This is a genomic window from Actinoplanes derwentensis (genome assembly GCF_900104725.1).
Classification (GTDB): Bacteria; Actinomycetota; Actinomycetes; order Mycobacteriales; family Micromonosporaceae; genus Actinoplanes; species Actinoplanes derwentensis.
In genome coordinates this window covers 9,276,378-9,291,818 of sequence record NZ_LT629758.1, presented here as the reverse complement: position 1 = coordinate 9,291,818, position 15,441 = coordinate 9,276,378, and the positions used below count along the sequence as shown (strand labels likewise).

The 15,441-nt window shown below is 71.4% G+C and carries 11 protein-coding genes and 1 riboswitch; of the genes, 8 read left to right on the top strand and 3 right to left on the bottom strand.

The genetic code is table 11. The annotated features are described in order from the left end of the window. The first annotated feature begins 84 nt into the window (after positions 1 to 84). Positions 85 to 2,979 (top strand): family 78 glycoside hydrolase catalytic domain, encoded by a 2,895-nt coding sequence (locus tag BLU81_RS51155; protein WP_231953762.1) that lies wholly within the window; start codon positions 85 to 87, stop codon positions 2,977 to 2,979. Between the two features lie 10 nt (positions 2,980 to 2,989). Next, the gene (gene dinB / locus BLU81_RS41565) at positions 2,990 to 4,168 is read left to right on the top strand and encodes a DNA polymerase IV (RefSeq protein WP_092554427.1); all 1,179 of its coding nucleotides are present in this window, start codon (positions 2,990 to 2,992) and stop codon (positions 4,166 to 4,168) included. Between the two features lie 67 nt (positions 4,169 to 4,235). Here the strand turns inward: dinB and BLU81_RS41560 are convergent, their stop codons facing one another. Beyond that, on the bottom strand, positions 4,236 to 4,673 hold the full coding sequence (locus tag BLU81_RS41560) for a hypothetical protein (RefSeq protein WP_092554424.1): 438 nt from the start codon (positions 4,671 to 4,673) through the stop codon (positions 4,236 to 4,238). 168 nt (positions 4,674 to 4,841) lie between these two features. Here BLU81_RS41560 and BLU81_RS41555 point away from each other — a divergent pair, with 168 nt between their 5' ends. Genes BLU81_RS41555 through cobF form a run of 3 tightly spaced genes read left to right on the top strand, consistent with a single transcriptional unit; the run spans position 4,842 to position 7,463 of the window. Then, a complete protein-coding gene (locus tag BLU81_RS41555; RefSeq protein ID WP_092554421.1) occupies positions 4,842 to 6,005 on the top strand; it encodes a sensor histidine kinase in 1,164 nt (387 codons plus the stop codon). After that, the gene (locus BLU81_RS41550; protein WP_092558381.1) at positions 6,002 to 6,673 is read left to right on the top strand and encodes a response regulator; all 672 of its coding nucleotides are present in this window, start codon (positions 6,002 to 6,004) and stop codon (positions 6,671 to 6,673) included. Before BLU81_RS41555 ends, BLU81_RS41550 begins: the two co-directional genes overlap by 4 nt. A 43-nt stretch (positions 6,674 to 6,716) precedes the next feature. Beyond that, positions 6,717 to 7,463 (top strand): precorrin-6A synthase (deacetylating), encoded by a 747-nt coding sequence (gene cobF / locus BLU81_RS41545; RefSeq protein WP_092554419.1) that lies wholly within the window; start codon positions 6,717 to 6,719, stop codon positions 7,461 to 7,463. On the opposite strand, the gene BLU81_RS41540 is transcribed toward cobF, so the two are convergent. Next, complete coding sequence (locus tag BLU81_RS41540; RefSeq protein ID WP_092554416.1) at positions 7,432 to 7,704, bottom strand: GNAT family N-acetyltransferase; 273 nt, start codon at positions 7,702 to 7,704, stop codon at positions 7,432 to 7,434. The two genes, cobF and BLU81_RS41540, sit on opposite strands and share 32 nt — an antisense overlap. Positions 7,705 to 7,719: 15 nt before the next feature. Next, positions 7,720 to 11,304 carry a cobaltochelatase subunit CobN gene (gene cobN, locus BLU81_RS41535; protein ID WP_092554413.1) on the bottom strand — a complete coding sequence of 1,195 codons (3,585 nt, stop codon included), beginning with the start codon at positions 11,302 to 11,304 and terminating at the stop codon, positions 7,720 to 7,722. 38 nt (positions 11,305 to 11,342) lie between these two features. After that, positions 11,343 to 11,465, bottom strand: a riboswitch (cobalamin riboswitch). 107 nt (positions 11,466 to 11,572) lie between these two features. Between cobN and BLU81_RS41530 the strand changes: the two genes are divergently transcribed. The 3 genes from BLU81_RS41530 to BLU81_RS41520 all read left to right on the top strand — a co-directional run bounded on the left by BLU81_RS41530 (position 11,573) and on the right by BLU81_RS41520 (position 15,356). Further along, positions 11,573 to 12,943 (top strand): precorrin-3B synthase, encoded by a 1,371-nt coding sequence (locus tag BLU81_RS41530; protein WP_092554410.1) that lies wholly within the window; start codon positions 11,573 to 11,575, stop codon positions 12,941 to 12,943. Between the two features lie 3 nt (positions 12,944 to 12,946). Next, the gene (locus BLU81_RS41525; RefSeq protein ID WP_092554407.1) at positions 12,947 to 13,564 is read left to right on the top strand and encodes a precorrin-8X methylmutase; all 618 of its coding nucleotides are present in this window, start codon (positions 12,947 to 12,949) and stop codon (positions 13,562 to 13,564) included. A gap of 100 nt (positions 13,565 to 13,664) precedes the next feature. Further along, on the top strand, positions 13,665 to 15,356 hold the full coding sequence (locus tag BLU81_RS41520; protein ID WP_092554404.1) for a precorrin-2 C(20)-methyltransferase: 1,692 nt from the start codon (positions 13,665 to 13,667) through the stop codon (positions 15,354 to 15,356). The last annotated feature ends 85 nt before the right edge of the window (positions 15,357 to 15,441 follow it).

Sequence of the window (15,441 nt, the reverse complement as noted above, 5' to 3'; positions counted from 1 at the left end):
CTGCTGCGTGGTGGCACGCGTTCACCTTACGACCTCGTACCGAAAACCTTGTATACTCAGTTTTTAACACCTAGGGTCGCGGCCATGACCCGCGTCGAACACCTCGATCACGCCTTCGGCATCGGCGAGCGACGACCCCGTCTGTCCTGGCGACTGCCCCCTGAAGCTGCCCGCCAGCTCGCCTATCAAATCCGCACCACCAACGGCCACTCCCTCGACACCCGCGCCCGCGACGCCCGCACCACCGACGACCACTTCGTCGATGGTCAGACTGCCGACGGCCCGGACCCGGCGGGCCGAGACACCGCAGGCATGAACAGCGACGGCCCGGACACCGCAGGTCGGGACACCGCCAGCCCGGGCAGCGATGTCGTGGACACCGGGTGGGTCGCTGACGCCGGCCACATCCTGGTCGACTGGCCGTTCGCGCCGCTCAAGTCGGCGGAACACGTCAGTTGGCAGGTCCGGGTGCGCACCGAACTCGGCGACAGCGACTGGTCCGGACCGTGCTCGCTGGAGACGGGCCTGCTCGAACCCGGTGACTGGACCGCGAGCTGGATCCGGCCCGCCGAGACCGACATCCCGCCTGCGGGGCAGCGACCGGCCCACGACCTGCGCGGCATCGTCACCTGCCCGGAAACCGTCACGCGGGCCCGGCTCTATGCCACCGCGCACGGCCTCTACGAGGTCTTCCTGAACGGGCAGCGCGTCGGCGATCAGGAGCTGACGCCCGGCTTCACCCAGTACACGGTGCGGCTCCAGGTGCAGACCTACGACGTGACAGCACTACTTCGGCCAGGCGACAACGAGATCGTCGTACGCCTCTCCGACGGCTGGTTCCGCGGCCAGGTAGGCCTGCTCCGATCCGCCGACCAGTGGGGCGGCCGAACCGCGTTCCTGGCCCAGCTACACGCCGACGGCACCATCATCGGCGGCACCGACAGCACCTGGACGACCCTGCCCTCCCCGATCCGCACGGCCGACCTGATCGAAGGCCAAACCTCGGACCTCGGCCCACTGCCCACTTTCGAAGCGCCCACCTCCAGCCCACAGCCCACCAGCGACAGAGCCACCCGCACACCACGCCCCTCCGCCGAGCAGCCCACTCGCACTCCGCAACCTGCTGCCGAAGCGCCTACTCACGCAGCGCAGCCTGCTGCCGGGGTGTCCACCCACGCACCGCAACCTCCTACCGGAGTGCCCACCCGCGCACCGCAACCTTCGGCCGGGATGCCCGTCGAGGTCGCGACTGAGATCGGGTTCGGTGGGCTGGTCGGGGTGGTGGCTCCGCCGGTGCGCCGGGTCCAGGAGCTGTCGCCGGTGGCCGTCACCTTCCCGGCGGCCGGGCGGCAGGTCGTCGACCTGGGGCAGAACATCAACGGCTGGGTACGCCTCACCGGGCTCGCCGGTGTGACCGGGCAGATCACCCTGACGCACGGGGAATCGCTCGGGCCGGACGGCGACGTGGACACCGGACATCTCGCGCCGGACATGCCGTTCCTGCCGCAGCCGCTGTCGGCCGGGCAGGTCGACCGGGTCACCCCGGCCGGTGCGGACACCTTCGAACCGCGGCACACCACCCACGGGTTCCGTTATGTGCGGGTCGAAGGCGGGCCCGCCCAGGTCACCGGCATCGTGGTGCACACCGACCTGCGCCGGACCGGCTGGTTCACCTGCAGCGACGAGCGGGTGAACCGGCTGCACGAGGCGGCACTGTGGAGTTTCCGCGGCAACGCCTGTGACATCCCCACCGACTGCCCGACCCGGGAACGGGCCGGCTGGACCGGTGACTGGCAGGTCTTCTCGCCGACCGCGGCCTTCCTGTACGACGTCGCCGGTTTCAGCACCAAATGGCTGCGTGACCTGGCCGCCGACCAGTGGGACACCGGTGTGGTGGCGAACATGTCACCGTGCCCGCCGGCTGAGGGCCGGCACGGGCCGCTCGGTGGCTGGAACGGGTCGGCCGGATGGGGTGACGCGGCGGTGATCGTCCCCTGGTCGCTGTATCAGGCTTACGGTGACGAGCGGATCCTCGCCGAACAGTGGCCGTCCATGGTGGCCTGGCTGGATCACGTGGAGCGCGCGGCCGCCGGCGGACACCACCCCGCCCGGAAACCGGACCCTCATCTGTGGGACACCGGTTTCCACTGGGGTGAGTGGCTGATCCCCGGCGAACAGATCGGGGACATGCGCGAATATCAGGCTCGGGACAAGGCCGACGTGGCCACCGCTTACTTCTTCCGCTCGGCCGCGCTGATGGCCCGCATCGCCGGAGTCCTCGGCCGCACCGGGGAGGCCGCGGGTTACACGGCACTCGCCGCCGCGGTGCGTGCCGCCTGGCAGGCCGAGTTCATCGGCGCCGACGGCACGATCCGGCCGGACACTCAGCACAATCTGGTCCGGGCGCTGGCCTTCGGTCTGCTTCCCGAGCATCTGACCCAGGCGGCCGCCGACCGGCTCGCCGAACTGATCCGGGCCGCGGGCACGCACCTGGCCACCGGTTTCCTCTCCACCGCCGACCTGCTGCCGGTGCTCGCCGACCACGGGCACGCAGATGTCGCCTACGAACTGCTGCTCCAGGACAGCGAGCCGTCGTGGATGGTGATGCTGGACCGGGGTGCGACCACGGTCTGGGAGTGGTGGGACGGGGTGGATGCCGCCGGGCGGCCACGGGACTCGCTCAACCATTACTCGAAAGGTGCGGTCGCCGGGTTCCTGCACCGTTACACCGCTGGGATCAGGGTCGGGGCGCCCGGCTATCGCGACTTCCGGATCGAGCCGGTGCCGGGTGGCGGGATCACCAGCGCCTCGGCCGGCCACGACAGCCCGTACGGCCGGATCTGCTCTTCCTGGCGGCTCGCGGACGGGCGCCTGGATCTGGAGGTGGAGGTGCCGCCGGGCACGTCGGCCGAGGTCGTGCTGCCGTCGTCGGTGCAGGTGGTGGGGCCGGGAACCCATCGCTTCGAACATGCGTACTAATATAGCTCGCATGATTCTTCATGCCGACCTGGACTCGTTCTACGCCTCGGTCGAGCAGCGCGACGATCCTGCGCTGCGTGGCCGGCCGGTGCTGGTCGGCGGCGGAGTGGTGCTCGCCGCCTCCTACGAGGCGAAAGCGTTCGGGGTCCGGACTCCGATGGCTCTCGCCCGGGCCCGGGCGCTCTGCCCGCACGCCGTGGTGGTGCCACCCCGGATGGCGGCCTACTCGGCGGCCAGCAAGGCGGTCTTCGAGGTCTTCCGTGACACCACACCGCTCGTCGAGCCGATCTCGATCGACGAGGCGTTCCTCGACGTCGACGGCCTGCGACGGATCCGGGGTGACCCGGAGGCGATCGCCCGGCGGCTGCGGGCCGACGTGCGCTCACGGACCGGGCTGGCGATCACGGTCGGCGTGGCCCGCACCAAGTTCCTGGCCAAGGTGGCCAGCGGAGTCGGCAAACCCGACGGGCTGCTGGTCGTCCCACCCGGCGGTGAGCTGGAGTTCCTGCACCCGCTGCCGGTGGAGAGGCTGTGGGGTGTCGGCCCGGTCACCGCCGCCAAGCTGCGGGAACGGCAGATCCACACGGTCGGGCATGTGGCCCGCGTCGGTGAGGCCGCGCTCGTCGCCATGCTCGGCGGCAACGCCGGCCACCACTTGCACGCGCTCGCCCACAACCGGGACCCACGCCGGGTCGAGACCAGCCGGCGGCGCGGGTCGATCGGGGCGCAGAGCGCGCTCGGCCGGGCCGTCTCCCGCAGTCCCGCCGAGGTCGAGGCCGTTCTCGGAGCGCTGGTCGACCGGGTCACCGGGCGCATGCGGCGGGCCCATCGGGCCGGGCGGACGATCACGTTGCGACTGCGGTTCGGCGATTTCCAGCGGGTCACCCGGTCCCGCAGCCTGCTCACGGCCACCATGGGGACCGGTGTGGTGCTGCGGACCGCCGTCGATCTACTGCGCGAGGCCTGGCCGATGGTCATCGTCCGGGGCCTGACCCTGGTCGGAGTGGCGGTCAGCAACCTCGACGGCGACGGCGCGGTCCAGATGGAGCTGCCGTTCGAGGAGCCACGAGCCGACGGCCTGGACGCGGCGGTCGACAGTGTGCGTGACCGGTTCGGCTCGACCGCCCTGCGCCGGGCCGCGATGGTCGGCCGGGAGCTGCACCCGTCCGTTCCCCTGTTGCCCGACTGATCATTCCCGGCCGGAGATCTCCTGCCCTTCTGGCTGGGGCTCCTTTCGTGTGGGGAGGCCTCCTCTGCTACCGAGTGACTCCCTGCCGGGTGTCCTTCTTCCGGCGGGTGATCAGCCACGTCACCGCACCGCAGGCGGCGCCGACCAGAACGCCGGTGACCAGGCTGGAGACCGACATCGTCGCGCGCAGCGCCAGTTCCTCGGCCGGGCCGGAGAGGCGGCCCGACAGGTTTCCGCCGAGCCGGGCCTGGCCGTCCCACAGCAGGTTGTGGATCACCGCGAGGTAAGTGCCGTAGGCGAGTCCGGTCGGCAGCAGCAACCGGAACGGGCCGGCCTCGGTGCGGACCGCGACCACGATCCAGACGATCAGCGGTACGAAGACAAGCGCCGCGTTGAGACCGGTCTCCGGCTCGATCAGTTCGAGGTCGTGCAGAACGGCCCGGGGCGCGGCCAGCAGGCCGAGAGCAGCCGGCAGCCAGAACGTCGTCTTCAGGGAACTCGTCATGAACCGACGGTAGGAATCGGAGCGCCGCGCCGAATCCCGCCGGGAGCGTCAGCAGATGTCGCTTCACGGCGTACCCGGACCCCGAGGAACCGGCCTAGGCTTTTCCCATGGCCTCCTCGTGGACCGCGCACCGCCGTGTTCCCCGAGACCGACCCTGAGGGTGGACACGTGCGGAAACGGCTGGTGGACACCGCGGTCGCGGCCGGGGTCGCCGGAGTGCTGGCCCTGATCGCCTCGGCCGAGCTGGACGGGCACGGCAGCGGATGGGCCTACCTCGCGGCGGTCGCGCTCGGCGCGCTGATGCTCGGGCGCCGACGGTGGGCCCGGACGGTGCTGGTGTGCACTGTTCTCGGGCTCTTCACCTGGTACGCGGCCGGACTCCCACCGATCGGGGTGGCCGTGCCGGTGGCCGCCGCCCTCTACTCGGCGGCCGAAGCCGGGCACCGCCGCAGCGCCTGCGCCGGGGCGTTCGTGGCACTCGGCGTCTCGGTGGGATTCCGGCTCCGGGAAGGGCAGGACTTCGGGTACGTGGTGCTCTACGACGGAACCGCGCATCTGGCGCTGATGGGCGCCGCGATCGCTCTCGGTGAACTGGTCCGGGCCCGGCGGCGGATCGCGGCACTGACCGGGCGGCAGATCGAATGGGAAACCGAACGGCGCGTCCACGAACACAACCGGGAACTCTCCCGCGAACTGCACGACTCGATCGGGCACGCGCTGACCGTCGCCGCGATCCAGGCGAACGTGGCCCGGCAGGAGGCTCACCGCAGCCCCGCTGCCACGGTCGCCGCTCTCGATCATGTCGGGCGGGCACTGACCGAAGCCCTCGCGGACCTGCGGGGAACGGTGCGGAACCTGCGTACCGTGCAGGGTCCGTCGATCGAGGACGTCGAAGAGCTGCTGAAGACCGCGCGGGCCGCCGGTTTCGAAGTCCACGCCGGACTCGAGGCGGTGCGGGACCCGTCGGTGGCCTACCGGTTGATCAGGGAGGCGGTGACCAACGTGCTGCGGCACTCGGCCGGGCGGCGGCTGGAGATCGAGATGCGCTCATCCGGCGGCGAACTGCTGATCCGCGTCGAGGACGACGGCTCCCCCACCGGCCCGCATTCGGCATCGGCAGGCGTGGGCGGGACCGGTCTGGCGGGGCTTCGGGAGCGGATCACCGTGCTCGGCGGGCGTTTCGACGCCGGACCGGGCGGGCTCGGCTGGCGAGTCAGCGCGGCTCTCCCCACCGACGAGCCGCCCCGACCTGTCAGCCGCCCCGCACCCCGGACCGATGTGGTGACTCGGGGAGTTCGGATCGCACCTCACGAGTGGGGGACGGGATCGTGAGTGAAATCCGGGTGGTGCTTGCCGATGACCAGTCGCTGGTTCGGGCGGGGATCACCGCGCTGCTCACCGGGGACAGGAGCGGGATCGTGGTGGCCGGGGAGGCCTCCGACGGGTCGGCCGCTGTCGCGCTGGTTCGCCGGATCCGGCCCGACGTCGTCCTGATGGACATTCGGATGCCGGGGACCGACGGCATCGCCGCCACCCGGGCGATCCGCGCCGACTCCGGCTGCCGGGACGTGGCGATCCTCATGCTCACCACCTTCGACACCGACGACGAGGTGCTCGGGGCGATGCGGGCCGGTGCTGACGGGTACCTACTCAAGGACACCGCGGCGGAACCCCTACGGACCGCGGTCCGCGCCGCCGCCCGCGGCGAACCGGTCCTCTCCCCAAGCGTGACCAGGCAGGTCATGGGACACGCGGCGGCGTCACCACAGCCGGTCGACGACCCACGCCTGGCCCGGCTCACCGCCCGCGAAACCGAAGTGCTGGCGGCTCTCGCGAACGGTGACGACAACACGGCCGTCGCCCGCGAGCTGTCACTGAGCCCCGAGACAGTCCGGACGTACGTCCATCGGATCCTCACCAAGATGAACGCCGCGAGCCGGGCGCAACTCGTCGCCATCGCCCACCGCTCCGGCCTGGCCGCGACCCACCGCCGCCGGTGAGCCTGGCGGCGATGTGCTGCCGCCGGTAAGGCAGACTTCAGCCGTGCGGAAGATATCTGTAGTCGGCATCGGCGCGGGCGACCCGGACCATCTGACCCTTCAGGCGGCCAAGACGATCGGCCGGACCGACGTGTTCTTCCTGCTCGACAAGGGTGAGACCAAAGCCGGCCTGATCAACGTGCGGGAACGGATCATCCGGGCCTACTCGAAGCCGCGCAAACGGATCATCGAAGGGCGGGACCCCGACCGGGACCGGAACCCGGCGGACTACACCGGCACCGTCGCCGACTGGCGGCACCGGCGGTCCCTGGTGCTGGAAGAGTTGATCACCGAGAACCTCAAGGACGGCGAGATCGGTGCCATCCTGGTCTGGGGCGACCCGGCGCTGTACGACTCGACCATCGCGATCCTGGAGGAGATCCTGGACCGTGGGGCAGTCGAGTTCGAGTTCGAGGTGATCCCCGGCATCAGCAGCGTCTCCGCGCTCGCCGCCAAACACCGGATCGGGCTGAACCGGGTCGGGCAGCCGTTCCAGATCACCACCGGACGGCGCCTCGCCGAGGGCTGGCCGGATGGCGTGGACGACGTGGTCGTGATGCTGGACGCGCAGCAGGCTTTCACGAAGCATCCGGAAGCCGAGATCTACTGGGGCGCCTACGTGAGCACCGAGGATGAGCTGCTCGCCTCCGGGCCGGTCGCCGAGGTCGCCGACGAGATCGTCAAGACCCGGACCGAGGCCCGCGAGCGCCACGGCTGGATCATGGACACCTACCTGCTGCGGCGCCCCTGAGCGGGCCCAGTCCGAGAGCGGCCCGCTCCCCGACCCGGCCACGGGTGCAGACGACGTGGCCGACGACCTCGCCGTCGTCGACAGCCACCAGGGAGAAGGCCGGCAACCGGTCCACCAGGGCCGCCTCGACGGGCTCGATGCCGACCTCGTCGAGGTCGGTGACGGCCGGGCGGGTGAAGGCCGCGGCCGTCACCGCCCGGATCGCGTCGATGTCGCTGGGAAACTCACGTCGGACGATCACCCGTCCGACCTGCCATCAGGACGGGCCGTCCTCCAGGTCACCCTCGGTCTCCAGGTAGATCTGCTGAAGGGCGGCCAGCGTGTCCGGCTCGGGTGCCTCCCACAGGTTGCGTTCGGCGGCCTCCAGCAGGCGCTCGCTGATGCCGTGCAGGGCCCACGGGTTGGACTGGCGCATGAACTTCTGGTTCTCGGGGTCGAGCACGTAACTGGCGGCGAGCTGCTCGTACATCCAGTCGGTGACGACACCGGCGGTCGCGTCGTACCCGAAGAGGTAGTCGACCGTCGCGGCCAGCTCGAAGGCGCCCTTGTAGCCGTGCCGGCGCATCGCGGCGATCCACCGCGGGTTCACCACGCGGGCCCGGAAGATCCGGGCGGTCTCCTCGGTCAGGCTGCGGGTCCGCGTCTGGTCCGGGTTGGTGGAGTCGCCGATGTACGCCGCCGGAGCCTTGCCGGTCAGCGCGCGGACCGTGGCGATCATGCCGCCGTGGTACTGGAAGTAGTCGTCGGAGTCGGCGATGTCGTGTTCGCGGGTGTCGATGTTCTTGGCCGCGATGTCGATGCGCCGGTACGCGTTCTCCATGTCCCCGCGGGCCGGCACCCCGTCGAGGCCCCGGCCGTAGGCGAAGCCGCCCCACACCGCGTACACCTCGGCCAGATCGGCGTCGTCGCGCCAGTTCCGGCTGTCGATGAGCGGGAGGATGCCGGCGCCGTACGCCCCCGGCCGGGACCCGAAGATCCGGGTGGTGGCCCGCCGCCAGTCGCCGTGCTCGTCCTGATCACGCAGTGCGTGCTCGCGCACGTAGTTGTCCGGCTCGTCCAGCTCGGCGATCATCTGGAAACCGTCGTCGAGCATCGCCACCACGTGCGGGAACGCGTCCCGGAAGAACCCGGAGATGCGGACCGTCACATCGATACGCGGGCGGCCCAGCTCCTCAGCCGTGATCGGTTCCAGGGCGGTGACCCGCCGGGACGCCGGGTCCCAGACCGGCCGCACCCCGATCAGGGCCAGGATCTCGGCGATGTCGTCGCCGGCGGTCCGCATCGCGCTGGTGCCCCAGGCGGAGAGGCCGACCGACCGGGGCCAGTCGCCGTAGTCGGCGCGGTACCGGTCGAGCAGTGACTCGGCCATCGCCTGCCCCGTCTCCCAGGCGAGCTGGCTGGGGATGGCCTTGGGGTCGACGGAGTAGAAGTTGCGCCCGGTCGGAAGCACGTTGATCAGTCCGCGCAGCGGGGAGCCGCTGGGTCCGGCCGGAACGTAGCCGCCGCTGAGGGCGTGCAGCACGTGGGTCAGCTCGTCGGTGGTCTTGGCGAGTCGCGGAACCACCTCGGTCGCCGCGAACTCCAGCACCCGCGTCACCGCTTCCAGATCCGGCGATTCGGCCGGGGCGGCGGAGACGGTGTCCAGGGCGGTGCTCACCAGGGAGTCCGGGACGGTCGTCGGCCAGCCGGCCTCCTCCATCGCCGTCACCAGGGCGCGAGCCTGGTTCTCGACCGCGTCGGTCGCGGCCGTCGAAGCCTCCTCGGGCAGGCCCAGCGCCTCCCGCAGACCCGGGAGGGCGGCCACCTTGCCGGCCCACATCTGCCGGGCCCGCAGCATCGCGAGGACCAGGTTGATCCGGGCCTCGCCGGTCGGCGCCGCGCCCAGGATGTGCAGTCCGTCGCGGATCTGGACGTCCTTGACCTCACACAGCCATCCGTCGATGTGCATGATGAAGTCGTCGAACTCCTCATCGTCCGGACGGTTCGACAGGCCCAGGTCATGGTCCATCTTGGCGGCCTGGATCAGGGTCCAGATCTGGGCCCGGATGGCCGGCAGTTTGGCCGGGTCGAGGGCGGCGATGTTGGCATGCTCGTCGAGCAACTGCTCCAGGCGGGCGATGTCGCCGTACGACTCGGCCCGGGCCATCGGCGGGATCAGGTGGTCGACCAGGGTGGCGTGCGCCCGGCGTTTGGCCTGGGTGCCCTCGCCCGGGTCGTTGACCAGGAACGGGTAGATCAGCGGCAGGTCACCGAGGGCCGCGTCGGTGCCGTCCGAAGCGGACATGCCGACGTTCTTCCCCGGCAGCCATTCCAGGTTGCCGTGCTTTCCGACGTGCACCACCGCGTGGGCGCCGAAGTCGTCGGCCAGCCACCGGTAGGCGGCCAGGTAGTGGTGGCTCGGCGGCAGGTCGGGGTCGTGGTAGATGGCCACCGGGTTGGCCCCGAAACCGCGCGGCGGCTGCACCATCACGACGATGTTCTCGTCACGGAGCGCGGCCAGCACGATGTCGCCCTGATCGGTGTACAGCTCGCCGGGCGGCGGGCCCCAATGCTGCTGGACGCTCTCCCGGAAGTCCGCCGGCAGGGTCGCGAACCACGCCGCGTAACGCTCACCGGAGATCCGCACCGGGTTGGCGGCCAACTGCTCCTCGGTCAGCCAGTCCGGGTCCTGGCCGCCGGCCGCGATCAAGGTGTGGATCAGGCCGTCACCGTCGTACGACCCGAAGTCTCCGATCTTGTAGCCCTGACCGTCGAGGGCGGCGAGCAGCGCGACAGCCGAAGCCGGGGTGTCGAGACCGACGGCGTTGCCGATCCGGGAGTGTTTCGTCGGGTAGGCCGACAGCATCAGCGCGACCTTGCGCTCCGCGGGCGGCAGATGCCGCAGTCGGGCGTGCGACACCGCGATCCCGGCGACCCGGGACGCCCGCTCGGGGTCGGCCACGTAGACCGACAGCCCGTCCTCGTCGATCTCCTTGAACGAGAACGGCACCGTGATGATCCGGCCGTCGAACTCGGGGATCGCCACCTGCGTCGCCGCGTCCAACGGTGTCAGACCGTCGGCACTGGCCTCCCAGGCGGCCCGTGAGCTGGTCAGACAGAGGCCCTGCAGGATCGGCACGTCGAGGTCGGCGAGGACGCCGACATCCCACGCCTCGTCGTCGCCGCCCGCGCCCACCGTGGCCGGTTTGGTGCCGCCGGCCGCCAGCACCGTCACCACCAGGGCGTCCGCCTTACGCAACTCGGCGAGCAGCTCGGGCGACGCGGTCCGCAGCGATGCCGTGTAGATCGGCAGCGCCCGGGCGCCCTTGGCCTCGATCGCCTGACTGAGAGCCTCGACGAAGGCGGTGTTGCCGGCCATGTGATGGGCCCGGTAGTAGAGCACCGCCACGGTCGACGGGCCGGTGCCGGGCGCGGCCTCGCGGGGCAGCGGGCCCCACTCCGGCGCGGCGACCGCGGGCGCGAAACCGTTGCCGGTCAGCAGCACCGTGTCGGAGAGGAAGTCGTGCAGTGCGGTGAGGTTCTCCGAACCGCCCTGGGCCAGGTAGACGTGCGCTTCCGCGGCCACGCCGGCCGGCACCGTGGACAGTCTCATCAACTCGGCGTCGGGGGCCTGCTCGCCACCGAGCACCAGCACCGGCACGGTGCCCGCGAGCAGCGAGTCGAGGCCCGCCTCCCAGGCGCGGCGACCGCCGAGAATGCGCACCACCACCAGCTCGACCCCGTCGAGCAGGGCCGGAAGATCGGCGACGCCGGTGCGGGCCGGGTTGGCGAGACGCCATGGCGAGCCACTGGCCCGGGCGCTGAGCAGATCGGTGTCGGATGTCGACAGCAGCAGGAACACGCGCGCACTCCCCCTCGGGGTCCGCGCCCCGGGTAGAAAAGGAAAGGCGGCGACCGGAGTTCCTGGCTGCCAGGAGAAAACCCTGGTGACAGTGGCGGGACCGCGCCGGACTCACACCGGCTTCCTCCGCGGCGTCGCCGCCCGTTGAGCCCCCTGAGCTTCCCGAACCCCGGTGTCCCGCGTCAAGGCGAACCCGGCGCTGTGACGCTCCCGACCACGGCCCACCGAAGGTGAATTCGTGTCGGAGGGCGGCCGTAGTATCCGGGCCATGGCTCACCGTCGAACCTCCGAGACCGATGCCTGCCCCGGCGCTCTGCGGCTGCACGCCGCGGCCGACGGCATGCTGGCTCGGGTGCGGCTGCCCGGCGGGATGCTGTCCGGGGCGCGGTTGCGGTCGCTGCGGGAGCTGGCCGAGGAGTTCGGTGACGGCGCGCTGGAGTTGACCTCGCGTGCCAACCTGCAGCTCAGAGGCTTGGGTCCCGGCGATGCGCCGGCTCTGGCGGCCCGGTTGCGGTCGGCCGGTCTGCTGCCTTCGACGACCCACGACAACGTACGGAACATCGCGGCCCCGCCCCTGCCCGTCAAAGCGTTGCGCGTGCTGGTGGACGAGCTCGACCGGGCGATCCTCGGTGACCCGCTGCTGCCCGCTCTGCCGGGGAAGTTCCTGTTCGCGATCGGGCATGTCCCACTCGCCTCGGACGTCGCGGCGATCCCCGTCGGAGTGAGCGATGACCAGGGTGAATCGGCGGATCCGTTGTTCGCTGTCCGGTTCGCCGGGCACGACACCGGGGTGCGGGTGGAGTCCACTCAGGTGGCTCCGGCGCTGATCGCGGCCGCGCACGCGTTCCTGTCCGAACGCGACGTGCAACGCGACACCCGGACGGACGTGCAACAGGACACGCGGCAGGATGTTCGGCTGGCCGGCGGTTCAGCGGTGTGGCGGCTGCGGGAGCTTCGGGACGGCCCGGGGCGGGTGTCGGCCAGGGTCGTGGCGGCGCTCGGTCTGACGCCGGTGGCGGTCGAGGTCGCGGTTCCGGTCGGTGCCACGGAGCCGGGTGACCTGATCGGGATCGTGCCCCAGCAGGACGGGCTCGTGGCGGTCGCGGCCCTGGTGCCGTTGGGCCGGTTGACCGGCGTACAGCTGCGGGTCCTGGAAGACGCCGACCATCTGGTGGTGACGCCGTGGCGCGGGGTGCTGGTGGCTGATCTGCCGCCGGAGGCGGCGCAGCCGTGGGCGGATCGCCTGGCCGGAGCGGGTCTCGCGGTGACGCCCGGCTCGCCGTGGTCCGGGGTGACCGCGTGCGCCGGGCGGCCCGGGTGCGCGAAATCGCTGGCCGACGTGCGGGCCGACGCCGTCGCCGCGGCCCGGTTCGTCGACGGGCTGCCGGTCCACTGGGCCGGATGCGCGCGAGCCTGCGGCAGCCCGGCCGGCCCGCACGTCCTGGCCGAGGCCACCACCAACGGTTACATGATCACTCGGCGTCCGGCACCGGGAAGCGGACCGGGTGGGGAAAGCGGGCTGGTCGGGCCATCGACTGCGGCGGCGGGATCGCTGAGGATCGGCGGGGCCGAACCGGTCACGGCCGGCCCCCGGACGAGGGGGCTGGGAGACGTGGTGGCAGTGGCTAGGAGGGCCTGAGAGATGGAGTACGTGCGCGACGGCGCGGAGATCTATCGGCGTTCGTTCGCCACCATCAGGGCCGAGGCGGACCTATCGGGGCTGCCGGAGGACGTTTCGCGGGTGGTGGTCCGGATGATTCACGCCTGCGGGATGGTGGATCTGGTGGAGGATGTCCGGTTCAGCCCGGGTGTCGTCGCCGCGGGCCGGACGGCGCTGATCGGCGGCGCCCCGATTCTGTGTGACGCCGCGATGGTGGCGTCAGGAGTGACCCGGTCTCGGCTGCCGGCCACCAACGACGTGATCTGCACGCTGCGGGACCCGGCCGTGCCGGCGCTGGCCGCGGAGATCGGGAACACCCGTAGCGCGGCCGCGCTGGACCTGTGGGGTGACCGGCTCGGCGGGGCCGTGGTGGCGATCGGTAACGCGCCGACCGCCCTGTTCCGGCTGCTGGAGATGATCGAGGCGGGTGCGCCCCGGCCGGCCGCGGTGATCGGGATCCCGGTCGGGTTCATCGGGGCGGCCGAGTCCAAACAGGCGCTGGCCGAGTCCGGGCTGGAGTTCCTGATCGTTAGTGGCCGTCGGGGTGGCAGCGCCATCACCGCGGCGGCGGTGAACGCCCTCGCCTCGGAGGCGGAATGAGCCCGAACACGGCATGAAGCGCCGCATGGTGCGGGTCCCTGAACGCGGCGTTGAGCCCCGGAACGCGGCATCGAGCCGGAACGAAGCAGAGTGGAAGAGAATGACGGAAACACAGAAGGCCGGGCGTCTCTTCGGGGTCGGGCTGGGTCCTGGCGACCCGGAGCTGGTGACGGTCAAGGCCGCGCGGCTGATCGGCGCGGCTGACGTGATCGCGTATCACGCGGCTCGGCACGGGCGCAGCAACGCGCGGGCCATCGCGGCCGGATACCTTCGTGAGGGCCAGATCGAGGAGGCCCTGATCTACCCGGTGACCACCGGGACGACCGATCATCCGGGTGGCTATCAGGGCGCGATCGACGAGTTCTACGCGGAGTCGGCGGCTCGGCTGGCGGCGCACCTGGACGCCGGGCGGGACGTGGTGGTGCTGGCCGAGGGGGATCCGTTCTTCTACGGCTCCTATATGCACATGCACAAGCGGCTGGCCGGGCGTTATGAGGCCACCGTCGTCCCGGGGGTCACGTCGGTGAGCGCCGCCTCGGCCGTCATCGGGCGTCCGTTGATGGAGCGCGACGAGGTTCTCACCGTCCTGCCGGGCACTCTGGACCCGCAGGATCTGGCCGCTCGTCTGGCCGGTACCGACTCGGCCGCCGTGATGAAGCTGGGCCGCACCTTCTCGGGGGTTCGGGAGGCTTTGGAGCAGGCCGGGCGTCTGGATGACGCCTGGTATGTGGAGCGGGCCACGACCGGTCAGGAACGGTCGCTGCCGCTGCGGGACGTCGATCCGGCCACGGTGCCGTATTTCTCGCTGGCACTGCTGCCGAGCCCAGCCGCGGCCACGTTCTCCGGAGACGGAGACGGAGACGGGAACAGGGCCGGGAACGGGAACGGGACGACCTCGGCCCGGAACTTCTCGGAGGCCGGTGTGGACACGCGCTTCGCCGCTGCCGGGGTGGACGGTCTCACCGGCACGGTGGGTGGCGGCGGGCTGGTCAGTCTGGAAGACGCGAACGCGGCGAGGATCGGGGCCGGTGAAGCACGGGCCGGTTCCGGTGGGGTGACCGTCGTCGGGCTCGGGCCGGGTGCTCGGCACTGGCTGACCCCGGAGGCGCAGGAGGCGCTGGCCGACGCTGACGACCTGGTGGGTTACGGGCCCTATGTGGACCGGGTTCCGCCGAACCCGCGGCAGCAGCGGCATTCGTCGGACAACCGGGTCGAGGCGGAGCGGGCCGCGTTCGCGCTGGATCTGGCGAAACGAGGGCGCCGGGTGGCGGTCGTCTCGTCGGGCGATCCGGGGGTCTTCGCGATGGCGGCGGCGGTCCTGGAAGTCGCCGAGGATCCGCAGTGGCGGGACGTGCCGATCCGGATCATCCCGGGACTGACCGCGGCGCAGGCGGTGGCGAGCCGGGCCGGGGCGCCGCTCGGGCACGACTTCTGCGTCCTGTCGCTGTCGGACCGGCTCAAGCCGTGGTCGGTCATCGAGTCCCGGCTGGAAGCCGCCGCGATGGCCGACCTGGTGATCGCCCTCTACAACCCGGCGTCGAAGAGCCGACGGGAGCAGCTGGTCCGTGCTTTGGAGGTGTTGCGGGCCCACCGCGGGCCGGGTACCCCGGTGGTTGTCGGCCGGGACGTCGGCGGGCCGACCGAGACGGTGCGGATCACCACTCTCGCCGCGCTGGACCCGGCCACCGTCGACATGCGCTGCCTGCTGATCGTCGGCTCGTCGCAGACCCGCGCGGTGACCAGGGGCGACGGCACCACGGCCGTCTTCACCCCTCGGCACTACCCGGGCTGAGGAACAGGGGAGCGGATGCCGGGGCTCGTAGTTGAGGGGCCCCGGCGGGCCGCTCCCGGGAAGCAACCGCACTGCATCGAATCGA